Source organism: Pandoraea sp. NPDC087047 (assembly GCF_044745225.1).
In the GTDB taxonomy this organism is placed as follows: domain Bacteria; phylum Pseudomonadota; class Gammaproteobacteria; order Burkholderiales; family Burkholderiaceae; genus Pandoraea.
The window spans coordinates 1-26,672 of the sequence record NZ_JBIUZU010000014.1 but is presented as its reverse complement, the minus strand read 5'-3'; the positions used below and the strand labels follow the sequence as shown (position 1 = coordinate 26,672).

Genomic DNA, 26,672 nt, shown 5'->3' with positions numbered 1-26,672 from the left:
TATGTGTGGAATCATCGGCGCGGTCGCGCAGCGGGACATCGTCCCCAATCTGGTCGACGGGCTCAAGCGCCTGGAGTATCGAGGTTACGACTCGTGTGGCGTGGCGCTGTATCGCGAGCGCGATCTGGTGCGTGCGCGCAGCGTCGAGCGCGTAGCGAATCTTCAGGAGGAAGTCGGGCGCCTCGGCCTGACCGGTTACACCGGCATTGCGCATACGCGCTGGGCGACGCACGGCAAGCCGATTACCGACAACGCGCATCCGCACTTCTCGCCGAATGCCGCTACGCCGCGCATTGCGCTCTCGCACAACGGCATCATCGAGAATTACGAGGAATTGCGCGCGACGCTGGAAAAGCATGGTTATGACTTTGCCAGCCAGACGGACAGCGAAGTCATCGCGCATCTGATCGATCATCTGTACGACGGCGATCTGTTCGACGCGGTGAGGGCCGCCGCGTCGCAATTGCGCGGCAGCTATGCGATTGCGGTGATTTGCCGCGACGAGCCGCACCGGCTTGTCGGCGCGCGCGACGGCATGCCGCTGCTTCTGGGCGTGGGCGACGGGGAGAACTTCATTGCGTCGGACGCGATTGCGCTCGCGAACGTCACCGACCGGATCGTGTACCTGGAGAACGGCGATGTGGCGGACGTTCAACTGCATCGCTATTGGATCGTGGATGCGCGGGGGCAGCGTGTCGAGCGTGCGCTCAACCGGGTAGCGGCGCACAGCGGGGCGGCGGATCTCGGGCCGTATCGCTATTACATGCAGAAGGAGATTTTCGAGCAACCGCGCGCGGTGGCCGACACGCTCTCGGACGTCACCTCGATCATGCCGGAGTTGTTCGGCGATAACGCGTGGCGCGTGTTCAACGCGGTGGATTCGGTGTTGCTGCTTGCCTGTGGCGGCAGTTATCACGCGGCGCTCACGGCGAAGTACTGGATCGAGAGTCTCGCGCAATTGCCGGTAAGCGTAGAAATCGCGAGCGAGTATCGGTATCGCGACAGCGTGCCCAATGCGAAGACGCTGGTCGTGGCCGTCTCACAGAGCGGCGAGACGGCTGACGTGCTCGGCGCCGTGCAAGTGGCCAGGCAACGCGGGATGCTGCACACGCTGGCGATCTGCAATGTGGCGACGAGTGCGCTGGCGCGCGAATCTGCGATGACGTTCTTTACCCGGGCGGGCGTGGAGATCGGCGTGGCGTCGACGAAAGCATTCACGACGCAATTGGTCGCGCTATTCCTTCTGGCGCTGACGCTGGCGCAAAGCCGTGAGCGTCTGTCGGATGAGGACGAGCAGCAGCATCTCAAGGCGCTGCGCCATTTGCCGGACGCGATTGCGAAGGTGCTCGCGCTGGAGCCGCAGATCATCGCGTGGGCGGAGCAACTGACGCGCCGTCAGGACATCCTGTTCCTCGGCCGCGGTCTGCACTATCCGGTGGCGATGGAAGGGGCGCTGAAGATGAAGGAGATCTCGTACATCCATGCGGAAGCGTACCCGGCGGGGGAGCTCAAGCATGGGCCGCTGGCGTTGGTCAGCGACGAGATGCCGGTGGTGGCAGTCGCGCCGAACGATCGTCTGCTGGAAAAGCTGAAGTCGAACATGCAGGAGGTCAGTGCACGTAACGGGAAGCTGTATGTCTTCGCGGACAGCGATTGCGGATTGTCGCCGGGGCCTGCCATCGACGTGATTCGTCTGACCGAACACTACGGCTTGCTATCGCCGATTCTTCACACGATCCCGATGCAACTGCTCGCGTATCACGCCGCCGTCGCCCGAGGGACGGATGTCGATAAGCCACGGAATCTGGCGAAGTCGGTGACGGTGGAGTAATGCGGCGCAGGGCAGTCTTTGAGGTTTGTCCCAGACCAGTTTCAATCGGCATACATCAAATTCCGGCATCCCTCGATCGCCCGGGCGGCATCGCCGAGCAGCGCGTTGACCAGTCCTAGCGCGCAGCCGAGGTGCTCGGCGATCTGGCGCTGGGTCATGCCCTGGATACGGTATAGCTCATGGGCATGCTGAGTCCGCTGCGGCAGCTTGGAGAGCTCGCGGTCGATGGCGCACAGCACTTCATAGTCCTGCAGCGATTTGTGCGGCGAGGCAGCGGCGGGGAGTTCGAGCGTCTCGACCTCGACGTCATAACATCGGTATGACGACTCCAGCGACTGGCGACGGCAATGATCGAGCGCCAGGTTACGCACGACCTGGCAGCAATAGCAGAAAGGGCGTTGCACGGTCCCCAGGCGCTCGGCGTCGGAGAGGCGAATCCAGGCATCCTGGAGGATGTCGTCCGCAGTCTCGGGGCTTCGCACGATGCCGTGCGCCAGGCGTCTTAGCCGCGCCCGGTTGTCCATAAAGACGTCCGTCAGCGTGGCCAGAGGGGCTGGGAAGGTGGCACTCGTCAACATAATGGTCTCCGTCGATGCAATTGAACTGAACCCAATGCACTGTTTCAGAACGCTTGACGATCCACGGCCCAAAATCTGCCAACTATTTTTTGGCGCGCCCCCTAAAAGTCGAATGTGGCGCTCAGCTTGAACGTGCGCGGCGCTCCCTGCGTCAGGTACGACGCGCTCGTGAGCCAATAGGCCTTGTTCGCCAGATTGTCGACGTTCAAGCGCACGACGACGCGCATGCCGTTGCGGCGTGCCTCATACCGCACGCCCGCGTCGAGGAGGGTGTATGCGGGCAGCGTAGCCGTATTGGCCGGATCAATGGGCCGTGCGCCGTAATATTGCAACCCGCCGCTTAGCGTGAACCCCGTATCGGCAAGCCGATACTCGGTATAGAGCTTGGCCTGGAACCGCGGCGTGCCATCCACGCGCTTGCCGGCGAGCCCTTCTGCATTGGTTTCGTTCGTGGCGTTAAGGAACATCACGCTGCCGATGACTTGCCAGCGCGGCGTGAACCGGGTCTTGGAAAGCAGTTCGATCCCGTCATAACGGGACTCGCCGTTCTGCGTGAAAACGTTCTGCGCATTGATGTACGTCAGGCCGCGCTGGATACGGAAGATGGAGGCGCTGGCGAACCACTCGGACCGGTCCACCTTGATGCCGGTCTCGATCTGTTTTGTCTTCAGCGGCGCGAAAACCTCCTGAGCGTTTGCTGCCGTGAGCGGCGCGACAGCACCTTGCTCCAGCGCTTCCACGTAGCTGCCGTAGATCGATACCCCCTGCACCGGATAGAGCACCACGGCGGCGGTGGGGGTAAAGGCGGTTCTGTCATAACCATTGACGGTTTCTTCGATACTGTTGCGTCTCACCCCGACCACGACGTCGAGGTGCTCGCCGATCTTGAGCGTGTCCGACAGGAAGGCCGCGCGCTGGGTCGTATAGCTGCCAAGGGTGTCGGCCGGCGGCGTCGCGAGATGCGGGTTATCGAACTGACCGGGGTTGGCAAGATTGCCGGCGCCGAGTACCGCTTCATTCGCCGCGCTGGAAAAATAGGTGCGAACGCGGCCGTACGATGCCCCGAACGAAACACGATGTTGAATCGGCCCGGTACGTGCGATGCCCGTGACCAACGCCTGCACGTCGTCGGTGTCGAACTGGTCGGTGCCCCCGTACTGGACTTCCGTGTAATCGCCGGCGGCATTCACGAACAGCGATCCATTCTGGTAGACGCGCTGCATGCTGGATCCGCGATAGCGCAAGCTGGCGCGCCAGCCGCTGGCGAAGTCCCAGTCGACGTATGTGCCATACACCCGGGCGCGCGTTTCATAGCGGGTGAACGGGGAAAAGATGCGCTGGCTGCCGGCCACCGGCTGCGGAGGCGATGCCACGGTGAAATCGGTCGCGCTGCCGGTCGCATTTGGGAAAATGCCCCAGCTCGATGAGCCTGTCACGCGCCTGTCAATCGCCAGCACGTCGGCCCCCGCCGTCACGGTGGGCAGAATTCGCCAGTCCACCGCCAGTGACGCCGACCCGCGCGCGATACGTCCGCCATCCTTGACGTAGCTGTCGCCCCCCTCCTTGACCGCGTTGACGCGATAGCCGAAGGCATCGTCCGGGCCGAAGCGATCGCCAAGGTCGGCGCCGAACAGTACGGTGCCGCTGTCCGTGATCGATGTCTGGAGGCTGCGCGTCGGTGCATCGGTGGGACGCTTGCTGATGAAATTGACGATGCCGCCGGGCTGCGCAAAGCCGTACAGAAATCCGCTGGCGCCCTTGAGCACCTGAATCTGCTCGAAGTGTTCCACCGGCAGGTCGCCACTCCATCCGAAGATGTTGAGTCCGTCGATCTTGCGCCCGCTCAGCAGGTCCAGCCCGACACCCCGGATCGCGATCTGCGACGACAGTCCGCCGATGTTGTTACTGAGCGGCGTGACCGATGCGTCGTTCTTGAGCGCGTCGACGAGCGAGGCGGACTGTTGGTTGTCCATCAGGTCGCGGGTGACCACCTCGACGCTGTACGGGGTGTCGATCAGCGCGCGTTGGCCCATGGCGCCAAGGTCGACCGTGCCCGCGCGGTAGTTGTCCGGATCGCCAACGTCGGTTGTCGCCGTGACGGTCACTTGTTCGAGCGAAATCGTCGCCACAGGCAGTGCGCCCGGCGCGCTCGACGCGGCTGCGAGCGGACGCAGCCAATAGCCGCCGCCCGCATTGGCGACGGCCTCGAGCGGTTGCTCGTGCAACAAGGCGCGCAGCCCTTGTTCGACGGTGTAGCGTCCGTGCAGGCCATCGCTATGGCGTCCCATGACCGTGGCGGGATCGAGGGCAATCGGCACGCCCGCCGCCGCGCCGAAGCGCGCGAGAACAGCATCGAGCGGCCCTGGATCGATGTCGTATTGACGCACGTCGGCCGCCGGCTGGGCCAGGCTGTACGCGGGCACAAGGGCAGCCCCCGCCGCGAGGGCGGGGAGCACGGTCGTGCGCAGGCCAATCGCTACGGCGACGGCAATCGGCCGGCCGGAGAGGCTGCGATTGCCGTGACATCGAGCGGATGGACGATTCACGTCGGTGCAGACGCTAGCGCGGAACAACCGTGACCCAATAGGGGGTAATCGCCCGCGTTCGTACAGGGACAACCTTCTCCAGCAGCGCGAGCGCCGTATCGGTGTCATCGAGCGGGAACGCGCCCGAAACCCTGAGCGTGCCGAGCGACGGATCGCAGCGCAGCACGCCCCGGCGGTATCGCGAGAGTTCGGCAATGAATGCGGGCAGCGGCATCCGGTGGGCGATCAGCATGCCGTCCAGCCACGAGTTGCTGGACGGATCGAGCGGCGCGACGGCGTCGATGCCCGTTGCGCTGAAGGAGGCTTGCTCGCTTGCCGAGAGTCGAATCGTCTGCGCACTCGATATCGGGGAGATGCGCACGGCGCCCTCGGTAACCCCAACGGTAATGGCGTCGGCCCGATCGGCAACGTCGCGAACGACAAAGCGCGTGCCGATCGGCATGATCTGGCCCAGTCGGGTGTTGACCAGGAAGGGGCGGCCCAGAGGGTCTTTGGCGGTGCGGACTTCGATCTCGCCGCCGCGCAGCCGGATTCGGCGCGCGCGCTCGTCGAACGCGATATCGATGGCGGTGGCGGTGTTGAGCGTGACGACCGTGCCGTCGGCAAGCGTAATGGTGCGGCGCTCGCCCGGGCCTGTCGACTTGTCCGCCGTCAGGCGGTCGTAGGTTCCGGGGCCGGATATGACCCACGTCCCGCCGCCCAGGAGGGCCAGCGCACCCAGGCCGGCAAGCGACTTGAGCGCCCGGCGACGAGGGCGATCCTCGCCGTCCTTGCGCAATACGCTGCGGGCCAGCACGGGAGAAACGCCCGCCATGCCGTCGCGAATGCGCCCGTCAATGTCGAGCATCATCTGCCAGGCGTTTTCATGTGCCGGGTCCGCCGCACGCCAGCGCGCGCAAGCCGCTTCGTCGGCGGCGGTCGCCTCGCCTGACTGAAATGTCGTCATCCATACGGCTGCCTGTTCGATGACGCCGGCATTCGGCCGGGCCATCAGGGGTGCACCACGGTGCAAAGGTGTACGTAGGCTTTGGTCATCGCTTTCTGCACGACGTTGACGCTTACGTCGCACTGCTCGGCAATTTCCTTGTAGGCGAGGCCGTCGATTTGGGAAAGCAGGAAGATCTCGCGCACCCGCGGGGGCAGACGATCCAGCGCGCGACTGATGACGGTCAGGGCCTCCAGCACCAGAAGCCGGGTTTCCGGCGAGGGAGAGGTGGCTTCCGGCTGGGACGCCAGTGCGTCCAGATAGGCGCGCTCCAGTGCCTGGCGGCGGAAATAATCCGTGGTCAGGTGGGTGGAAACCGTGGTCAGGTAGGCGCGCGGTTCCCGCAGGGATTCCGCGTCCCCGGTCTTGAGCAGACGCGCAAAGGTGTCGTGCGCGAGGTCGGCGGCATTCTCCACGTTCCCCAGCTTTCGCGAAAGCAGGTTAAGCAGCCAGCGATGATGGCTGCGATAGATGCTCGCAAACGCGTGCCCTGCACCCGAAGTGGTTTCCGTCAGCGCCATGGTGCCGATCCCGTCGCGGCACCCCGCGACTGTCGTAATTGAGAATTATTCGCATTCTAATTGCGGCGGGAGAGGTACGCAAGCGACGGTAACTCCGCAGACGGGGCTGCGTTGACGGTGAAGTCGTCACAATTCGGCGTTGGGGCTACGGTAGATCGTCAGTGTCGACGCCATCGCGCCCCTGCCGTCTCCCTGCAGACTGCCAGGGGATCGGCTGGGGGGGCAGGGAGGCCAGGTGAGACTGTCGACCCGACGGCGGCCGTGAGCGTGGTGCTTAGAAGTCCATCTGAGCGCTGAGCTTGAAGACGCGGGGTGCACCTTGTGTCAGGTACGACGCGCTCGTCTGCCAGTAAGCCCGGTTGGTCAGGTTGTCCACGTTGAACCGAACGGTGACGCGATTGCCGCTCAGACGGGTTGTGTAGCGTACGCCCGCGTCGAGCAGTGTGTACGAGGGCAAGTAGACCGTGTTGGCCGGATCGACCGGGCGCGAGCCGTAGTACTGCAAGCCGCCGGTGAGCGTGAAGCCGGTATTCCACAGACGGTATTCGGTGTATAGCGCGGCCTGTTGCTTCGGGGTGCCATCGACACGCTTGCCGCTGATGTTTGCGGCGGTGTTTTCGTTCCTGGTGTTCAGGAACAGGACGGTGGCGCCCACCATCCACTGCGGCGTGACGCGCACTTTGCCGCCCAATTCCAGGCCGTCGTAGCGTGCTTCTCCGTCTTGCGTGAACAGGCCCTCCGACGTGGTGTACGTGAGGCCGCGCTTGATGCGGAACAGCGCGGCGTTCGCCGACCAGCTATCGCGGTCCGCCTTCACGCCCACTTCATACTGCTTGCTCTTGAGCGGCGGGAACACCTGATTGGCGTTGACGGCCTGCAGCGGTGCCGTCGACCCTTGCTCCAGCGATTCCACATAGCTGGTGTAGACGGACAGCCAGTTGGTCGGCTTGACGATGATCGCACCGGTTGGCGTGGTCGCGCTCTGGTCGTAGTGATTGATCGTGTCCTTGATGTTGTTGCGGCGCACGCCGACCACGAGATCGAGATGTTCGCCCACATGCATCGTGTCGGACACAAAGAGGGCGCGCTGCGAAGTGTAGCTGTTGGGCGTGTTGGCCGACTCTGCCGTCAGGTTCGGATTGTCGAAATTGCCCGGATTGGCAAGGTTGCCCGAACCCAGCGTCGCGAAATTGAACACGCTGGACGTGAATGAGCGAGTGCGGCCGTAAGACGCGCCGAAGGCGAGGTCGTGAGTGATCGCCCAGGTCTTCACCTTGCCCTGGACCAGCGCCATGACATCGTCGGTCTTGAACATGTCGGTGCCGCCGTACTGATCCTCGGTGTAGTCCCCGGCGGCGTTGGCGAAGATCGAACCATTGAGGTAGATGCGATCCATCGTCGATCCGCGATAAGCGAAGCGCGCCTTCCAGTCGTCCGAAATGCCCCAGTCGAGCGCCGTGCCCCAGACCTTGGCGCGTGTTTGGTAGCTCGTGAACGGCGAGTAGATGGGCTTGTTGCCGGGGATGGCGGCCGGCGGCTGTGCCACCGTATAGTCGCTGTCGGTGCCCGAGGCGTTCGGAAAGAGCCCCCAGCCCGACGATCCCTTCACGGTGCGATCCATGCCCAGGAAATCGGCGCTCCACACCAGGTTCGGCAGGATGCGCCAGTCCAGCGCAAGCGATGCCGACCCGCGTCTGATGCGGCCGCGATCGTCGACATAGCTGTTGCCGTCTTCGCCGACCAGCACGGCGCGATAGCCGAACCGGTCGTCGGGGCCAAAGCGGCCGCCGAGATCGCCGCCCAGCAGAAGCTGACCGCTGTCGGTGACGGAGCTGAATACGCTGCGGGTGGGCGTCTCGGTCGGACGCTTGCTGATGAAATTGACGATTCCGCCAGGTTGCGCAAAGCCATACAGGAAGCCGCCGGCGCCCTTGAGTAGCTGAATCTGTTCGAAGTGTTCGAGTGGCAGGTCGCCGCTCCACCCGAAGATGTTCATACCGTCGATTTTTCGGCCGTAGAGCAGGTCTAGCGGAATGCCGCGCACGGCAATCTGCGAGGCCAGGCCGCCGATGTTGTTCGATGTGATTGACACCGATGCATCATTCTTGAGGGCCTGCACCAGCGAGGTGGCTTGCTGATTGTCCATCAACTCGCGCGTCACCACGTCCACGCTATACGGCGTATCGCGCAGCGATTTGTCGCCGAGTGCGCCCAGGTTGGCGTTCTCCTCGCGATACAGGGGATCGGCGGCACCGGTGACCGTGACCGCTGGCAGCGCCACGACGACTTCCGAGGTTTGTGTCTGAGTGGTATTCGCTTCCTGCGCATGCCCCGTTCCTGCGCACAGCGTGATGCCCAGCGTGGCCGTGCGCAGAGCCATGCTCAGGCGCGACAACCGGAGTTCTGCTGCCCCCGTTGGCAACATTGAAGTAGTTTGCATCGATCGAATGGTTATGAAGTGAAGGTGGCTAATGTGGGTGCATCGGTTGACGCAGTGGTCTCGTTGCTCTTGACCCTCGGTGTCTTGCGGCGCCCCGCTGTTGAAAACCGGTCGAGCCGCTAATGCGGCTGGAAAGCCTGCGACAACGCGCCGGCAAGGTAGCGCCGCATCCGGGCGGTGTCGTCCACGACATTGCCCAGACGACCGAAGTCATGGACCATGCCCGGCCAGGTCACGGTCTCGACGGACACGCCGGCCGACTGGAGTCTTTGCGCATACGCGTTGCCTTCGTCGACCAGCGGGTCGAATTCGGCGAGCAGGATGACGGCAGGTGCCAGACCGGACAGGTCGGGCGCTTCAAGCGGTGCAAAGCGCCAGTCCGTGCGGTCGGTCTCATCTCGCAGGTAATGGCGGAACATCCACTGCAACGTGCGTTTCTCGAGCAGGAGACCGCTGGCGTAGCGTTGATGCGAGGCCGAATCCTGGTGCGCGCTGGTGCAGGGGTAGAGCAACAGTTGTAGCAGCGGTTGCGGCTGACCCGCTTGCCGCGCAGCCAGGCAGAGCGCGGTCGCCAGCGTGCCGCCCGCGCTGTCGCCGCCAATGGCGATGCGCCGGGCGTCGAGGCCGACTTCGCCAGCGTGCGCGCGTAGCCATGCGTAGGCGTCCTCGGCGTCGAGAAAGGCGGTCGGGAATTTATGCTCCGGTGCGAGTCGGTAGTCGATGGCCAGGACGGCACACCCGGCCTCGTGCGCCAGATCGCGGCATAGCGAGTCATGGGAGTCGAGCCCGCCCACCACATAGCCGCCGCCGTGGAAATACAGCAGTACCGGTGTCGGGCCATTGGCGGCGCACCGGTAGAGCCGGGCTGGCAGGGCGCAGCCGTCCCGCGCACGAATACTCAGCGATTCGGTATCGACCTCGCTACCGGGGCCGTCAAGCGAGTGCGTGGCGGCGTTGTAGGCCGACCGGGCTTCGGCCGGCGTCATTTCGCTCATGGGCCGGCGTTTCTGATCCGCAAGTGCGGCAAATTCCAGGAACGCTTCGAGATCTGGGTGCAAAGGCATGGATTTTTCTCAGTGCAACAACGACATCTCAGGCGCTGACCATCCGGTCGGAGTCCGAACAGCGGGCGCCAATTCAGAACCATGACGAACGGGCCGCCCGTTTGTTCACGCGGGTGGGTTGCCTGACTGAACAGGACGCGCCGCCAACCGTCATCTCCTGGCGGAAGTCTGAATTCAATGGGGGGAATGGGTATGCGGCGCGGCGGGCAGCAACGAGGGGGATGGCGGAGACTGGCGGCTGCCCTGGCACTGGGCGGCGGACTGATGACAGGTGTCGCGGCGGCGGCTGACGGCGTCGAAATTCGGCGTACTACGGATGGCATTCCTCACGTGAGGGCCGATGACTGGCATGCGCTGGGTGTGGGCGTAGGCTACGTACAGGCGCAAGACGCGTTATGTACGCTGGCCGAGGGGTTCCTGACCTTTGCCGGCGAGCGTTCGCGCTATTTCGGCGCAGACGCCAGACCGGCGCGCAATGCCACGTTCGGCCGCCCGCGCAACATCGAGCTGGACACATTCTTTCGCAGCGCGGCCGACGACATGGCCGTTGCCCGCTTCGCCAGCGATCAACCGCGCGACCTGAACACGCTGATCGAAGGTTTTGCCGATGGCTATAACCGTTACCTGCGCGAGGCACGCAGCGCCGGGCAACCCGCGTCCTGTGTGTCGCAGCCGTGGGTGCGCGAAATCTCCTCCCGGGATATCTACCGGCGCATGGTGGCGGCGCAGTTGGCGGCGGGACTGGCGCGCTTCATTCCGGAAATCGCCAACGCGCAGCCGCCCGGCGCCTCGCGGCGCACGGCAGACACCGTCGGCGAGGTGGGGCACAGCCGGCCTTCGCTGCGCGCTCGGCTCGAGATGCCGGTGGGCGATCAGCCGGGACTGGGCAGCAACGCCCTGGCATTTGGCGGCGCTGTGACGGGCGGGCAGGGCGGTGTGCTGCTCGGCAATCCGCATTGGTACTGGGGCGGACCGGACCGCTTCTATCAGATGCATCTGACGATTCCCGGCAAGATGGACGTGGCTGGCGTGGCGTTTCTCGGTATCCCGGTAGTCATGATCGGCTTCAACGCGGACGTAGCGTGGAGCCACACGGTATCGGCGGCGCGCCGCTTCGGCCTGTTCGACCTGACGCTGGATCCGTCCGATCCCACGCACTATCGCTGGCGTGGTGAATCGGTGCCGATGGAGGCGCGCACGGTGACGATCGATGTGCGCGATGCCGATGGCGAGGTACGCCAGAGGCGTCGCACCCTCTATCGCACCCGATTCGGGCCGGTGATCGATCTTGGTGGACATCATGCAGCGTTCGCCTGGGGGCATGCCCATGCGCTGGCGATCCGCGATATCAATGCCGAGAACTTTCGCATCTTCCGCAACTTTTTCTACTGGAACCAGGCGAAGTCGCTCGACGACTTCATTGCCATTGAGCGCCGGGAGGCCGCCGTGCCCTGGGTCAATACGCTGGCCATTGGGCGTGGCGATAACCGGGTCTGGTACGGCGATGTGGGTGCCGCGCCCAACGTCCCGGACGCGCAACGCGGGCAGTGCGCAACGGCCCTGTCCAAGGCGTTCGCGACCGTCGATCCCCTCACGCCTGTGCTCGACGGCAGCGAGCCTGCGTGCGACTGGCAGAACGCCGCCGGGGCGGTACAGGCCGGCGCGATGCCCGCAGAGGCTATGCCATCGCTGCTGCGCGACGACTATGTCGCCAATATGAACGACAGCTACTGGCTGACCAATCCACGGCATCCACTGGAAGGCTATCCACGGGGGCTGGGCGGCGAGCGTCAGCCGCTGAGCTTGCGCAGCCGTCTGGGCTTTCGAATGGCTGACGAGATCGCGGCATCGTCGCCAGGCTCGGCCGCCGCGGTGGCGAAGGGGCTGATGGCGCGCACGCTCGATGCGCGTGTCTATTCCGCTGACCTGTTCAAGGACGCGTTGCTCGTGCGCGCCTGTATGCAGCCGAGCGTCAGGGGCGAAGGGGACGCCGGGGATGTCGGTGCTGCCGGCGAGATCAGTCTGAAGCGCGCGTGCGCGTTACTGCGACGCTGGGATAACACGGGCGGTACCGAGGCGCGTGGCGCGCTGCTCTGGTCGACGTTCTGGACCGGACTCGCGAAGCCGCCGATGGACGAGTTCTATCGCGTGACGTTTTCGGCGGACGACCCGCTGAATACGCCACGTGTGCCCGCAGCCGCCACCGGCGGGCAGGAGGCGGCGCGCGCGCTGGCCCTGGCCGTGCGCAAGCTGACGCGCACCGCAGGGGCGCTCGGCACGCCGCTCGGCGTCACGCAGTTCGTGCGCACCGAGGGGCAGCGTGTGCCGCTCTACGGCGGCTGCCAGGACGTCGGCTATTTCGCGGTGACTTGCAATGCGGATCACAGTCCGGTCATGGGGCCCGATACGCACGGCAACAGCTATCTGCAGGTCGTGTATTTCGATGCGAACGGCGTGCAGGCGCGCACGTTGCTGGCGCACGGACTGCAAGACACGGCCGTAGACAACGGTGCCGGCGGTGCGGCCGTTCGGCGCTATGCCCGCAAGGACTGGCTGCCATTTCCGTTCCGCGAGGCCGACATCGCGCGTGATCCGCACCTGCGCCGGATCACCTTGGGGCCATGAGTCGATGCAAGCAGCCGACGCAAGCCTCTGAACAGATTGCGTGCTGTTTCGTCCTTGTCAGCGAAGACCCGACCGCGATCCCTGTGGCGGGCCGGATTGATCTAACGAACAAGGATGCCGCATGTCTACCAGTTGCTTCGATCGTGAAGACGAAACCTTTATCGTGCTGGTGAACCACGAGGACCAGTATTCGATCTGGCCGCATTGGAAGGCCGTGCCCGGGGGCTGGAGTGCCGTCGAGGGTGTCAAGGGCGACAAGAAAACCGTGATCGAGTACGTCGAAAAGACGTGGGTCGACATGCGTCCGCGGTCGCTGCGCGAGTGGATGGATCAACAGACCGTCGGCAACCCGGACTGAACGGCATGCCCGCACCGCTCACGCTGCTCTGCCTGCCCTGCGCAGGTGCGAGCGCCACCATGTACCTGCGCTGGCGTCGAACGCTGCCCGCCTGGATCGATGTGTTACCCGTGGAGCTGCCCGGTCGCGGTGGCCGCATCGCCGAGCCCTTCGTCGAGGATTTCGAGGCGATGGTGGTGCGGCTGTGCGACGAGCAGCGACACGCGTTGCAGGGCCGCTACGCGTTATTCGGTCACAGCATGGGCGCGTTGCTCGCGTATGGCATTGCGCGACGCCAGTTGGCGCAGGGCGCGCCTCTGCCGCTGGCGCTACTGCTGTCGGGCAGCCCGGCACCCTCGCAGCGCGATGCCGAGCGCTTTGCCGGAAAGGACGACGACGCCTCGTTGATCGAGGATCTGCGCCGGCAGGGCGGCACGCCCGAGGCGGTGTTCGAGTCGCCGGACCTGATGCGTCTGACGCTGGACGCACTCGGTGCCGACTATCGCGTTTGCGAGAGCTTTCGGCGTGCGGCACCGGCGGGATTGCCGGTGCCGATCCATGCGTTGGCGGGCCGTCAGGACCCGATCACGGCCGAGCGCATCGAGGCCTGGCGCGAGGAAGGGACTTCGGATTTTTCGCTCGACTGGTTCGATGGCAATCACTTCTTCGTGCGCCACGACGAGCCGCAAGTGCTGGCGGCCGTGGCACGCAGGCTGGCGCAGAGCGTGCCGGAGGGTGCCGATGTTGCGCGTGCCATTGCCTGAATTGCATGGCGCGGCGAGCGACGCCATCGAGGTGTATCGCATCGACCTGTCGCTCGACCATGAACCGGCCCACGCACTGGCATCGCTCGATCCTGCGGAACGTGAGCGAGCCACACGCTTCGTGCAGTGTGCGGACCGGGTGCGGTTTGCGGTCACACGTGCAGCGGTGCGTCGGTTGCTCGCCTCCCGCATCGGCTGCACGCCCGAGAGGGTGCGGTTTGCGCTGGACCGTCACGGCAAACCGCATGTGGCGGGCGTGACGAATATGCCGTTCAACGTCACGCACTCGGGTGAGCATGCGCTGATCGCCATCGGAGACGGCGCCCGAATCGATGCGCTTGGTGTCGATATCGAGGCGTGCCGGCCCGAAGGGCACGTGATGGCGATTCTCGATACCGCGTTCGCCGTCAGTGAGCAGAACCGGATACGGGCCGCCGCCGACCCGCTCGGTGCGCTGTACCGGCACTGGACCGCCAAGGAAGCCGTACTGAAGGCCGTAGGAGTTGGCGTGGCCGAGCATCTGCTGACGGTCACGGTGGATCCCGAGTCGGCCGGCAGCGCGAGACATACCCATCTCCGCGAAATCATCGTCCGCAGCCAGCTGGCTGAATGGACTTCATTGCAAGCCATGACGCTTGCCATGCCCGACGGCTATGTCGCCGCGCTGGCATGGCGTATCAAGGAGCATTCATGCAAGACATCATGACCCGCTTCGAACGGCGGGCTCCCGTCGGATCCGACCTGCCCGTGCTGATTTCGCCGGCCATGCCGGGGCAATCGCTGCAGTCTGGCCTGGCGCAGTTTCGTGACGCTATCGAGACGGCGCTGCATGTCGTGGGCGGCGTGCTGCTGCGCGGCTTCGATGTGCCGAGCGTCGACGCCTTTCAGCAGTTCGCCGCCGCATTCGGTCACCCCTTGCTGAAGTACGAATTCGCCTCCACGCCGCGCAGTGCGGTGTCGTCGTCGGGAATCTATACGTCGACCGAATATCCCGCCCATCAGCACATACCGCTGCACAACGAGCAGGCTTATACGCGCGAATGGCCGATGAAGATCTGGTTCCACTGCGTGACGGCATCGCCGGAAGGCGGCGAGACCCCCATCGCGGACAGCCGTGCCATCTACCGTCGTATGCCGGTCGCCATTCGCGAGCGCTTTGCGCCCGGCATTCTGTACGTGCGCAACTACGGCGAATTCGATGTGCCGTGGCAGAAGGTGTTCAACACCGAAGTCCGCGCGGAAGTGGAGGGGTTCTGCCAGCGCGCGGGCATTCAGTGGGAATGGAAGGAAGACGACGCGCTGCGCACCACGCAGTTGTGCCAGGCGGTGGAGACGCATCCCGTCACGGGAGAGAGGGTGTGGTTCAACCAGGCGCACCTGTTCCATGTCTCGAACCTGCAGCCCGAGGTGCGTGAGTCGCTCGAAGCGCTCGTTGGCGAGGAAAACCTGCCGCGTAATACGTATTACGCCGACGGTTCGCCGATCCCCGACGCGATTTTCGACGAAGTACGTCGCGTGCTGGACGCCGAGACCGTGTCGTTCCGCTGGGAAGAGGGCGACGTGCTGATGCTCGACAACATGCTGGCCGCCCATGCGCGTTCGCCATTCAAGGGGCCGCGCAAAGTCGTCGTGGCAATGGCCGAGCCGCATGGCAACCTGGGCCGATTCTGAGTCGGGATCACACATGAACACACAGCAGCTTTCTGACCAGCACCCCGTCGACTTTGTTGCCCACCTGCAGGCGCTGGCTACGCAGCGGCCGGAGGATACGGCATTGATCGTGGTGAAGGATGACGGCGAAGGCGTCATGGAAACCACGCTCTCGTATCGAGTCTTCGCACAGCGAACGCGTGCGCTGGCGGCCGTGTTGCAGCAGCACCGGGGGCAGGGCGAGCGCGCGCTGGTGATGCTCGACAATGACGATCACTACGCCGTGTCGATGTTCGCGTGCTTCTACGCCGGCACGATCGCGGTGCCGGTCTTTCCGCCTGAGTCGGCACGACCGCAGCATCTGGCGCGACTCATGGGGATCACCCGCGATGCGCAGGCGCGCTTTGTGCTGACCACCCAGGCCATGGCCAGCACCATCGGTCAGGCGATGGGCGCGGACGTCGCGGTGATTGCCGTCGACGCCATCGATCCGGGCATCGCCGATGCCTGGGTGTCATGCGTGCCGTCATCCGGCGATATCGCCTTCCTGCAGTACACGTCGGGATCGACGTCGGCCCCTAAGGGGGTCATGGTCACCCATGGCAACCTCATGGCCAACGAGCGTGCGATCCAGCAGGGGCTGGGCATCGGCCCCGATGACAAATTTGCCGTGTGGGCGCCGCTGTATCACGACATGGGGTTGATCGGAGGGCTGCTGCAGCCGTTCTACAGCGGGATTCCGTGCGTGCTGACATCCCCGCGCTTTTTCCTCGAACGTCCGATCCGTTGGCTGGAGATGATCTCGCGGCATCGTGCCTCGCTCAGCGGCGGCCCGGACTTCGCCTACCGGTTGTGTTTGGAGCGGGTCAAGGATAGCCAGATCGCGGCGCTCGACCTCTCCAGCTGGCGCGTGGCCTACACGGGTGCCGAGCCGGTACGCAGCGACACGATGATCGACTTTGCCGAGCGATTCGCACCGGCGGGCTTCTCGCCGGAGGCCATCTATCCCTGCTACGGCCTGGCGGAAGCCACGTTGTTCGTGACGGGGGTGAAGCGCGGCGCCGGCATGTCCACGCAGGCGTTCGATAGCGACCGCCTGGCTGGCGGCCAGGGCGTGAGTGCGGAGGACGGCAAGGTACTGGTGGGCTGCGGCACCGTCACGGATGGCCATGCCGTGCGCATCGCGGCCCATGACGGCACAGCGCTGCCGGAGGGCGAGATCGGCGAAATCTGGGCCAGTGGTGACAGCATCGGCGCGGGCTACTGGGGCAAGCCCAAGGAAACCGCAGACACGTTCGTCGAGCGCGACGGCCAGCGCTGGTTGCGCACCGGCGATCTGGGCTTCCTGCACGGCGGCCATCTCTATGTGACGGGACGCATCAAGGACCTGATCATCGTGCGTGGCCACAACCTGTATCCGCAGGATATCGAGCGGGTCATCGAAGCCGACGTGGATGTGGTGCGCAAAGGGCGTGTCGCCGCTTTCGCGGTGCGGCGCGAGGGCAGCGAGGGGATTGGCGTGGCTGTCGAGGTCTCGCGCAGCACACAGAAGCTCGTGCCGCCGTCGGCGCTGGTGGAGGCGCTGAGCGCTACCGTGAGCGAATGGTGTGGCGAAGCGCTGTCCGTCGTCGTACTGCTCAATCCGGGCGCGCTGCCGAAGACGTCGAGCGGGAAACTCCAGCGTGGGGCTTGCCGGCTCGGCTGGGAAGACGGATCGCTCGATGCCTACTCGGTATTCGAATATGGTGCGTTCGCGACCGGCCAGACCCCGGGCGCTGAGGTGGATGCGGCGCTCGACGACGTCGAGCAGGCGCTCGCGGGCATCTGGCGCCACGTCCTGGCTACGCCCGATGCGCCGATGGGGCGCACGACTCACTTCTTCCTTCAAGGGGGCAATTCGCTGACGGCCGCGCAAGTCGTGGCCCGCGTGGCGGCGCATTGGGACATCGATGTCACGACAGCGTTGCTGTTCGAACATCCCCGGCTGGGTGACTGTGCGGCGGCGATACGTCAGTCGCTGGCCAGCGGCGTACGCCGTGCCATGCCGACCGTGACGGTCCCGCAGGACGAACCGCTGCCGCTCTCGCATGCCCAGCAACGTCAGTGGTTCCTCTGGCATCTGGCACCCACCGGCACGGCGTATCACGTGGCGGGATCGCTTGCGTTGCACGGCGCGCTCGACGTGAATGCGCTGCACGGTGCGCTGCAAGGCGTTGTACAACGCCACGCCTCGTTACGCACGGTCTTTCAGGCTGGCACCGATGGCGAAGGCCGGCAAGTTGTGCTGCCCGCGTTGACGATTCCCCTGGAAGTTGTCGATCTCTCTGCCCTGCCGACGCAGGCGCGTCAGCGTGCAGCGGCAGACAAGACAGCGGACCTCACGGGGCAGCCGTTCGATCTGACCCGAGGCCCGTTGCTGCGCGTGCTGCTGCTGCGCATGGCGCCGCACGCACACCAGCTCGTGGTCGTGATGCACCACATCGTCGCCGACGGTGTTTCCATGGGGATCTGGCTCGATGACCTCGCGCGTGCCTACGTGGGTCAGGGCGATGCAGCACCGCTGCCGCGCCAGTACGTCGACTACGCGGCATGGCAAACCCAGTGGCTGGCGGCCGGCGAACGTGATCGGCAACTGAGCTACTGGCGCGAGGCGCTTGGCACCGTGCATCCTGTACTGGCCCTGCCGGTCGATCATCCGCGCGAAGCGGTGGCGCGATACCGCGCAGCGGTGCATGACATCGACCTACCGGTCGATTTGCTGACCGGCTTGCGCCAGACGGCGGTGTCGCACGACGCCACGTTGTTCATGGTGACACTGGCGGCGCTGCAAACGCTGCTGTTCCGCTATACGGCGCAGCCGGACGTGCGTGTGGGCGTGCCGGTTGCCAATCGCCAGCACCCCGGCACCGACGCCGTGATCGGCATGTTCGTCAACACGCTGGTGCTGCGCAACCCGATGGGCGACCGCATGCGTCTGGCGGATGTGCTGGCGCAGGCGAAGACGTCCACGCTCGGCGCGCTGGCCCATCAAGATCTGCCGTTCGAGCAACTGGTGGAAGCGCTTCAGCCGGGGCGCAGCCTGAGCCACAGCCCGCTGTTTCAGGTGCTCTTCAACTATCGAAACGACGATTACACGACGTTCGAACGGCTGACCGGACTGCAGGCGAGAGGCGGTGCGGTTCCCGGTCAGGCGGCGCAGTTCGAGTTGTCCGTCGAGATCCACGAGCTTGCCGCGGGTGCGGCGCGGATCCGGCTGATCTACGCGCAGGAACTGTTCGAGCCGGCGACCATGGCCCGCGTCGGTGAGCATTACCTGCGCGTGCTGGACAGTATGGCCGCACGGCCCGATAGCGCCGTGGGCGACGTGCCGCTGCTGAGCCAGTCGGAGCAGGCGTTGCAGCGTGCGTGGAGCCATGGCCCTGCGAGCCACATGAGGGAATGCCTCGTGCACGCCCGGTTCGAGCGCGAGGTCGCGCGGCAACCGCAGGCCATTGCGCTGCGCTTCGACGACGTGGCGCTGGACTACGCTACGCTCAACGCGCGCGCCAATCAGTTGGCCCATCATCTGATCGGTCTTGGTGTTAGACGCGAGACGTGCGTCGGCATCGCCATGGCGCGTTCGGTGGAGATGGTGGTCAGCCTGTTGGCCATCATGAAGGCCGGCGGCGCCTACGTGCCGATCGATCCCGAGTATCCGGCCGATCGCATCGCGTACATGCTCGAAGACAGTGCCGTGCCGCTGTTGCTGACCCAGCAGTCGCTCGCCGCGGCCCTGCCGGTGTCGGACAAGGTCTCGCGGGTGGTCGTGGATGCGCTGGCACCGACGCTGGCCGCGCAGCCGACGCACAATCCCGACGTTGAGCTCGACGGTGAGAACCTTGTCTACCTGATCTATACGTCGGGGTCCACGGGCCGGCCCAAGGGCGCAGGCAACCGCCATCGTGCGCTGTGCAACCGGCTGGCGTGGGGGCAGGCGCATCAGCCGCTGGCGTCGGGCGACACGGTGTTGCAGAAGACGCCGTTCAGCTTCGATATTTCGTTCTGGGAATTCTTCTGGCCGTTGACCACGGGCGCCACGCTGGCGCTGGCGGGGCCAGGCGATCATCGCGATCCCGCGCGGCTGGTGGCACTGATTGCGCAGCATGCGGTGACGACGATCCATTTCGTGCCGTCGATGCTCCAGGCGTTCATGGCCCATGGTGGTGCCCCGTCTTGCGAGGGCCTGCGGCGCATCGTGTGCAGCGGTGAGGCGTTGCCCGCCGATCTGCAGGTGCGCGTGCTGGACGCTTTTCCGCACGCCACGTTGCTCAATCTCTATGGCCCGACCGAAGCGGCCATCGAAGCGACTTACTGGGATTGCCGTCGCGATGGCGCGTCGACGGTGCCGATTGGCAATCCGATTGCCAACCTGAAGACGTACGTGCTCGATGGTGGCCTGCAGCCAGTGCCGCAAGGCGTGGCGGGCGAACTGTACCTCGGTGGTGCGGGACTGGCGCGCGGCTACTGGAACCGGCCGGGTCTGTCGGCGCAACGGTTTGTCGCCGATCCCTTCGATGCCGCGGGTGGTCGCCTGTATCGCACGGGCGATCTGGTGCGGTGGCGTGCCGACGGGCAGATCGAATATCTCGGCCGCATCGACCATCAGATCAAGGTGCGGGGTTTTCGCATCGAGCTTGGCGAAGTGGAGGCGGCACTGCTCGATCTGGACGGCGTGCATGAGGCCGTGGTAGTGGCGCAGCAGTTGGGGGCGGATCAGCGGCTCGTTGCCTACGTGCAGGGCGCGTTGCCGGAAGGCGCGGATCTCAAGGCCGCGCTGGGCCGCGTGCTGCCCGACTACATGGTGCCATCGCTGATCGTGCGTCTGGGCGTCATGCCGCTCAACAGCAACGGCAAGGTCGATCGCAAGGCACTGCCTGTGCCCGAGGCCGTGAGTCTGCAACCCTACGAGGCGCCCACGGGCGAGATTGGTCATGCGTTGGCGGCCATCTGGGCCGAAGTCTTGCATCTCGAGCGCGTGGGTCAGCACGATAACTTCTTCGATATCGGTGGGCATTCGTTGCTGCTGATCCGCGTGCACCGTCTGCTGGAAGATCGTCTTGCCGTGAAGGTGTCGTTGATGGACTTGTTTCAGTACCCGACCATCGGCGCGCTGGCGCGGCATCTCGAACAGGGCGGTGACACCGCGCAAGCCGATGCCGATGCCGACAACCGCCAGCGGGCGCTGCGGCAACGCGAGGCGAGGCTGCGTCGCGGCCGTTGCGCGGCAGGAGTCAACTGATGCAGCGCTATGAAGCCTTGACTGATGCCACCGGGCTGGAGATTGCGATTGTCGGCATGTCGGGACGCTTTCCCGATGCCCCCGATGTGGATGCGCTGTGGCGCAACATTCGTGACGGCGTGGAGTCGGTGTCCGAATTCGGCGACGCCGAACTCGATGCTGCCGGTGTGCCGCCGACGGTGCGCCGCGATCCCGGCTTCGTCAACGCCGGCGTGCGCTTTGCCGGGGCCGACCTGTTCGATGCGGCGTTCTTCGGCTATGCACCGCGCGAGGCCGAATCGCTCGATCCGCAGCAGCGCATATTCCTGGAATGCGCGTGGCAGGCACTGGAGCACGCGGGCTACGATGCGTCGCGCATCGCCGTGCCGGTGGGTGTCTACGCCGGGTGCGGCGCCAATCTCTATCTGATGCGGCATCTGTTGCCGCGATGCGAGCTTGGCGCGGGTGCCGGCATTGCCGAACTGATCGGGCTGATGAACGGCAACGCCAACGACGCGCTCAGTACACGCGTTGCGTACAAGCTGAATCTCCGGGGGCCCGCCGTCACGGTGCAGACAGCGTGCTCGACGTCGCTCGTTGCGGTGCATATGGCATGCGAAGCATTGCTGTCCGAAGCCTGCGATATGGCGCTGGCGGGCGGCGTGTGGCTGAACCTGCTACAGGATGCGGGTTATCGCCATCAGGCCGGCGCGATTCTGTCGTCGGATGGTCACTGCCGGGCTTTTGACGCGAAGGCCGACGGCACCGTGCTGGGCAGCGGTGCGGGCATCGTCGTGCTCAAACGTCTGGCGCAGGCGCTCGACGACGGCGATACGATCCACGCCGTGATTCGCGCCACGGCGATCAATAACGATGGCGCGGACAAGATCGGCTACACCGCGCCGAGCGTGACGGGGCAGGCGGCGGTCATCGGCATGGCGCAGATGCTGGCCGACGTATCGCCGGATTCGATCGGCTATGTGGAAGCGCATGGCACTGGCACCACGCTGGGCGATCCGATCGAGATTGCCGCGCTGACGCAGGCGTTTCGCGTCGGCACCGAGCGCCGGCAGTTCTGCGCGGTGGGATCGGTCAAGACCAATATCGGTCATCTCGACGCCGCAGCAGGTGTGGCGGGACTCATCAAAACGGTGCAGGCGCTGCGGCATCGCACGTTGCCTCCCAGTCTTCATTTCGCATACCCCAACCCGCGGATCGATTTCGCGGGCAGCCCCTTCTACGTCAATACGCAAACAAGCCCCTGGCCGGCAGGCCAGACACCGCGCCGCGCCGGCGTCAGCTCATTCGGTATGGGCGGCACCAATGCGCACGCCGTGCTGGAAGAGGCCCCGCGGCAGCGAGCCGTGAGCCATTCGGCATCTGCGCAACTGCTGCTGGTGTCCGCGCGCAGCGAGCAGGCCGTTGTGCAGGCCGTGGACGCATTGGACGAGCATCTGCACCATGCGCCCGATCTGGCGCTTGACGACGTCGCGCACACCCTCGCCACCGGGCGTCGCCGCTTCGCTCATCGCGTGGCCGTGGTCGCCAGTGATTCGGCGCAAGCGGTTCAGACCCTGCGCGCGCGCGCACTGCCGGACTACGTCAGCGGCACGGTGTTGTCGGACGCCCCGTCGGTTGCGTTCCTGTTTCCGGGCCAGGGCGCGCAGCATGTGGCGATGGCACGCACGTTGTACGAGCGGGAGCCAATCTTCCGGGAGACAGTCGATCGCTGCTGCGAGGCGCTCCGTGTTCCGCTGGGTGACGATTTGCGTATGTGGCTCTATCCGAATGCCGACGGCGTGGATGAAGCCGCTGCGCAACTGGCGCGCACCGCATGGACACAGCCTGCGTTGTTCGTCATCGAATATGCGCTGGCCACGTTGTGGATGTCCTGGGGCGTGCGGCCCGACGCCATGATCGGTCACAGCATTGGCGAGTACGTGGCCGCGTGCATCGCGGGCGTATTTTCGCTCGACGATGCGCTCACGCTCGTGGTGGCGCGCGGCAAATTGATGCAGTCGAGCGCGCCGGGGGCGATGCTGGCGGTGAGCTTGCCCGAATCGGCGCTGGCCTCGTATCTGGCGTGTGGTTGCGATCTCGCGGCGGTCAATGCGGCGTCATTGTGCGTGCTGTCCGGTACGCCGGGCGCGATTGCGCAGGCAGAGCAGCAATTGACTGCCGAGGGTGTTGCCGTGCGCGCCCTGCATGTCTCGCATGCGTTTCACTCGGCACTGCTGGAGCCGGTTGTTGCGCAATTCGAGGCACTGGTGAGCCGGATGACCCTGCATGCGCCGACGCTGCCGTTCGTCTCCAATGTGACCGGACGATGGATCACGCAGGCGCAGGCGTGCAGTCCGCAATATTGGGCGCAGCACCTGCGCGGCACGGTGCGTTTTGCGGCCGGTCTCGACACACTGCTGGAAAAGGCTGACCGCATTCCACTCGAAGTCGGCCCCGGCGAAACGCTGGCGTCGCTCGCCAAACGCCATCCGAAGCTCGGTAAGCGTCCCGTGCTGCATACGCACGTGCATCCGAAGCGTGCGGCGCAGCAGGCCGAACAGCCGTTGCGTTGTCTGGCGCAGTTGTGGGTGGCTGGCGTCGATATCGACGCGGCGCTCGCAACGCGCGCACTCCCCGGACGCCAACGCGTGCCGCTGCCGACCTATCCGTTCGAACGGCAGTCGTACTGGGTGCCGCTGGCGGACACTGCTACCGCCGCCGCCACCTTGGCCAACGTGACGAATGCCACGGGGTCGCGCGACATGGATCACTGGTTCCACGTCCCCATCTTCCGTCGCACGGCGATGCCGGCGCCGCGTGCTGGCGCCGGTTGCACCCTGGTGCTTGGCGACGCGGACAGCTTGTCGGATCGACTGCTGCAGCAACTGACGTCGGACGATGCAGCGCGTGTGGTGAGCGTGGTGCCAGGGCCTGCATTCGCGCGCATCGATGCCCATCGTTACGTTGTGCAGCCCACGTCGGTGCAAGACCTCGAACAGGTGCTTCGCGCTGTCGACGCCGAGCTCGGGACCGTAGCGCACATCTGTCATCTGTGGAGCGCTGGCGGCAACGGATATGCGAGCCTGCTCGCGCTGGCGCAGGCGCTACAGGGCGCCGGTACACCGGCATCGATTCTCGTTGTGACCGATCAACTGGCCGACGTGTCCGGCACCGAGGCGCTCGATCCGGAGCGTGCCTTGCTGCTTGGCCCGACGCGGGTCATACCGCAGGAACTTCCGGGCGTCGCCTGCCGCCTCGTCGATATCGAACGTCCGGCGTCCGGTAGCGATGGCGAGACGCGTCTGGTCGAGCAACTGCGTGCGGAACTGTATGGCGACGGCACGCACGCGCTGCTGGCCTATCGCGGACCGCACCGCTGGGTGCGCGGATACGAACCCGTTGCCAACGCGGGTGCGGGGGCTGTGCGGCTGCGACAGGGTGGCGTCTACCTGATTACGGGCGGCTTAGGTGGCATCGGTCAGGCGCTGGCGCGCCATCTGGCAAGCCATTGGCAGGCGCGTCTGGTGCTGGTGTCGCGTCAGGCCGATCGCGTCGATCAAGCCGATCTCGAGGCATTCGCGGGCGCGCAAATCCTGCGGATTGCCGCCGACGTTACCGATGCCGAATCGATTCGTGCGGCAGTGGCACGGGCCCGCGAGCACTTTGGCGCGCTCCACGGTGTGATTCACGCGGCTGGCGTCTCGGCCGACGGCCTGATTGCACAGCGCTCCGAAGCGGTGGCCAAGCGGGTGTTCGCGCCGAAGATCGACGGCACCCGCCACCTGCTCGCCGCGCTGGGCGACGCTGCGCCGGACTTTGTCCTGCTTTGCTCGTCGCTTGCCAGCGTCGCCGGGGGGCTCGGGCGGGTCGACTACGCGGCGGCCAACGCTTATCTCGATGCCGTTGCCACGGCCCATCTGCGCACGGGGCGTTACCCGGTCATCTCGGTGAACTGGGACGGCTGGCGCGATGTGGGCATGGCGGCGGGACTGGCGTTGCCGGACGGCGTTGGCATTGCACCGGCGCAGGGCGCGCAGGCGTTCGAGCGCATTGTGAACGGTGCGCCGGTGCCGCAGATGCTGGTGGTGACCACCGATCTCGACAGTCGCCTGCGCGGGCTCGACGCCGATCTGCTGGCGGCCATCGAGGTGGCGCAACTGGCGGCGCGTGCGCGACATCCGCGTCCCGCGCTGCGCACGGCATTCGTCGAGCCGGTGGACGACCTCAGCATCGGCCTGGCCGATCTGTGGGGCGACCTGCTCGGGGTAGACGGTGTCGGCGTGCATGACAACCTGTTCGAGCTTGGCGGCGATTCGCTGCTCGCGATCCAACTGCTTGCGAGTGTGCGGGCGGCATGGGGCGTGGACGTGCATCCCTCGGCTTTCTTCCGGCTACCGACCATCGATGCCCTCGGCATTCTCGTGGAATCCAAATTGATCGAGCAAATTCAGGCGCAGGAGACCGCGTCTGCCCCCTCTGTTTGACGTCAGCCAGCCATTCGTTATGCCAGATATTTCCGCTCGACGCGCCGGCCTGAGCCCGGCGCAACTCGCGCTGTTGCGCGACCGTCTGCGTGGCAACCCCGCTGCGCGCACCGACGACGCCATCACGCCACGCGGCACCGAAGCCCCCACGCCGTTGTCGTTCGCCCAGCAGCGCTTGTGGTTTGCGTGGAAACTCGATCCGCAAAGCACGGCGTACCACCTCTGCGGCGGTCTGCGCTTCGAAGGCGTACTCGACACAGAGGCGCTACGCCAAAGTTTCGATACGCTGGTCGCGCGCCATGAGGCGTTGCGCACCGTGTTCCGTTCCAACGACACCGGCGCGCCCGAGCAGATCGTGCAGGCGACGGCCGCCGTGTCACTCGAATGGGGCGACGCTGCCCCCGACGGCCTGCCTGCGGCGGTGCGACGGCTCTGCGATACGCCGTTCGATCTGGCGCGCGGACCGTTGCTGCGTGCCGTGCTGTTCAAGACCGGCGACGCGGCTCATGAACTGATCGTCGTCATGCATCACATCGTTTCCGATGCGTGGTCGACGCAACTGATTCTCGATGAATTGGCGAGTGCCTATCGCGCTGAGCTGGACGGCCGTCCCGCGCAACTGACGGCGCTCGCCATCCAGTACGCCGACTACGCGCTGTGGCAACGCCAGTGGCTGGGTAACGGTGAGGCAGCGCGGCAACTCGACTACTGGCGCACCCAACTGGGCAGCGAGCATACGGTGTTGCAACTGCCGACGAACGCGCCGCGCCAGGCATTGGCGAGCTATCACGCCGCGAATCACGCGCTGACTTTGCCGCCCGAGGTGCTGGCGCAGGCCAAGCAGCGCGCGCAGGCGGCTGAATGCACGTTGTTTGCCGTATTGCTGGCGGCGTTTCAGGCGCTCATGCACCGCTATACCGGGCAGGTGGTGATTCGCGCCGGCGTGCCGTTCGCTAACCGTAATCGTGCGGAAACGGCCGGGGTGGTGGGCTTCTTCATCAATACTCAGGTGTTGCAGTCGACCATCGACGTGCAGACCACGCTCGCGCAACTGGTGGCTCAGGTACGCGACGCGTCGGCGGGCGCGCAGGCGCATCAGGATCTGCCGTTCGAGCAACTGGTAGAGGCGTTGCAGCCGGAGCGCAGTCTGAGTCATCACCCGCTGTTTCAGGTGATGTTCAACCATGTGCGGCGCGACGCGCGATCGCTGGCCGAGTGGCCTGGACTGAGCGTCACACGACTGGACTTGCCGCATCAGTCGGCGCAGTTTGAACTCGTGCTGGAGAGCATCGAGCAGGAAGACGGTCAGTTGCAACTGGCGTTGCGCTATGCCGCTGAACTCTTCACGGCAGGGACGATTGCGCGCATGGCCGAGCACTACGTGGCCATGGTGCGTGCACTGGCGACCCAGCCGGATACGCCCGTGAGCGACGTGACGCTGCTGGGCGACGAGGAACAGGCGCAACTGCATCGATTCAGCGTTAATGCGGATTCTCACGGCACGCCCGAGCCGGTGCATCACCAGATCGAGCGACAGGTCCGCGCGCATCCGGATTCGGTAGCCCTCGTGTTCGGCGAGCAGTCGCTGAG

General features: G+C 65.4%; 15 protein-coding genes. 9 read left to right on the top strand and 6 right to left on the bottom strand.

Going from position 1 to position 26,672, the window contains the following annotated elements; genetic code table 11:
* The first annotated feature begins 1 nt into the window (after position 1).
* Complete coding sequence (glmS, locus tag ACIPHM_RS22355; RefSeq protein ID WP_400333234.1) at positions 2 to 1,831, top strand: glutamine--fructose-6-phosphate transaminase (isomerizing); 1,830 nt, start codon at positions 2 to 4, stop codon at positions 1,829 to 1,831.
* A gap of 41 nt (positions 1,832 to 1,872) precedes the next feature.
* Here the strand turns inward: glmS and ACIPHM_RS22350 are convergent, their stop codons facing one another.
* The 6 genes from ACIPHM_RS22350 to ACIPHM_RS22325 all read right to left on the bottom strand — a co-directional run bounded on the left by ACIPHM_RS22350 (position 1,873) and on the right by ACIPHM_RS22325 (position 9,965).
* Positions 1,873 to 2,409, bottom strand: a complete 537-nt coding sequence (locus tag ACIPHM_RS22350; RefSeq protein WP_400333232.1) for a sigma-70 family RNA polymerase sigma factor — start codon at positions 2,407 to 2,409, stop codon at positions 1,873 to 1,875.
* Between the two features lie 101 nt (positions 2,410 to 2,510).
* Positions 2,511 to 4,955, bottom strand: a complete 2,445-nt coding sequence (locus ACIPHM_RS22345; RefSeq protein ID WP_400333229.1) for a TonB-dependent siderophore receptor — start codon at positions 4,953 to 4,955, stop codon at positions 2,511 to 2,513.
* A gap of 13 nt (positions 4,956 to 4,968) precedes the next feature.
* Positions 4,969 to 5,946, bottom strand: coding sequence for a FecR domain-containing protein (locus ACIPHM_RS22340; protein ID WP_400333226.1), 978 nt, complete (start codon positions 5,944 to 5,946; stop codon positions 4,969 to 4,971).
* The gene (locus ACIPHM_RS22335; RefSeq protein ID WP_400333223.1) at positions 5,946 to 6,461 is read right to left on the bottom strand and encodes a sigma-70 family RNA polymerase sigma factor; all 516 of its coding nucleotides are present in this window, start codon (positions 6,459 to 6,461) and stop codon (positions 5,946 to 5,948) included. The genes ACIPHM_RS22340 and ACIPHM_RS22335 overlap by 1 nt, the downstream gene beginning before the upstream one ends.
* Before the next feature lie 274 nt (positions 6,462 to 6,735).
* Positions 6,736 to 8,841: a TonB-dependent siderophore receptor gene (locus ACIPHM_RS22330; protein ID WP_400333221.1), complete on the bottom strand. Its 2,106-nt coding sequence runs from the start codon at positions 8,839 to 8,841 to the stop codon at positions 6,736 to 6,738.
* Positions 8,842 to 9,020: 179 nt separating this feature from the next.
* A complete protein-coding gene (locus tag ACIPHM_RS22325; protein WP_400333218.1) occupies positions 9,021 to 9,965 on the bottom strand; it encodes an alpha/beta hydrolase in 945 nt (314 codons plus the stop codon).
* Positions 9,966 to 10,229: 264 nt separating this feature from the next.
* On the opposite strand from ACIPHM_RS22325, the gene ACIPHM_RS22320 reads away from it, so the two are divergent.
* The 8 genes from ACIPHM_RS22320 to ACIPHM_RS22285 form a co-directional block, all read left to right on the top strand.
* Positions 10,230 to 12,590 (top strand): penicillin acylase family protein, encoded by a 2,361-nt coding sequence (locus tag ACIPHM_RS22320; RefSeq protein WP_400333215.1) that lies wholly within the window; start codon positions 10,230 to 10,232, stop codon positions 12,588 to 12,590.
* 121 nt (positions 12,591 to 12,711) lie between these two features.
* On the top strand, positions 12,712 to 12,948 hold the full coding sequence (locus ACIPHM_RS22315; protein ID WP_400333213.1) for an MbtH family protein: 237 nt from the start codon (positions 12,712 to 12,714) through the stop codon (positions 12,946 to 12,948).
* Positions 12,949 to 12,953: 5 nt separating this feature from the next.
* Positions 12,954 to 13,691 (top strand): thioesterase II family protein, encoded by a 738-nt coding sequence (locus ACIPHM_RS22310; RefSeq protein ID WP_400333210.1) that lies wholly within the window; start codon positions 12,954 to 12,956, stop codon positions 13,689 to 13,691.
* Positions 13,692 to 13,722: 31 nt separating this feature from the next.
* Positions 13,723 to 14,397 (top strand): 4'-phosphopantetheinyl transferase family protein, encoded by a 675-nt coding sequence (locus ACIPHM_RS22305; protein ID WP_400333207.1) that lies wholly within the window; start codon positions 13,723 to 13,725, stop codon positions 14,395 to 14,397.
* Positions 14,382 to 15,362 carry a TauD/TfdA family dioxygenase gene (locus tag ACIPHM_RS22300; protein ID WP_400333204.1) on the top strand — a complete coding sequence of 327 codons (981 nt, stop codon included), beginning with the start codon at positions 14,382 to 14,384 and terminating at the stop codon, positions 15,360 to 15,362. Before ACIPHM_RS22305 ends, ACIPHM_RS22300 begins: the two co-directional genes overlap by 16 nt.
* A 13-nt stretch (positions 15,363 to 15,375) precedes the next feature.
* Positions 15,376 to 20,619 (top strand): amino acid adenylation domain-containing protein, encoded by a 5,244-nt coding sequence (locus ACIPHM_RS22295; protein WP_400333201.1) that lies wholly within the window; start codon positions 15,376 to 15,378, stop codon positions 20,617 to 20,619.
* Complete coding sequence (locus tag ACIPHM_RS22290; protein ID WP_400333198.1) at positions 20,619 to 25,082, top strand: SDR family NAD(P)-dependent oxidoreductase; 4,464 nt, start codon at positions 20,619 to 20,621, stop codon at positions 25,080 to 25,082. Before ACIPHM_RS22295 ends, ACIPHM_RS22290 begins: the two co-directional genes overlap by 1 nt.
* A 19-nt stretch (positions 25,083 to 25,101) precedes the next feature.
* Positions 25,102 to 26,672 (top strand): condensation domain-containing protein (locus ACIPHM_RS22285; protein ID WP_400333195.1); only part of this gene is annotated, 1,571 nt, incomplete at its 3' end.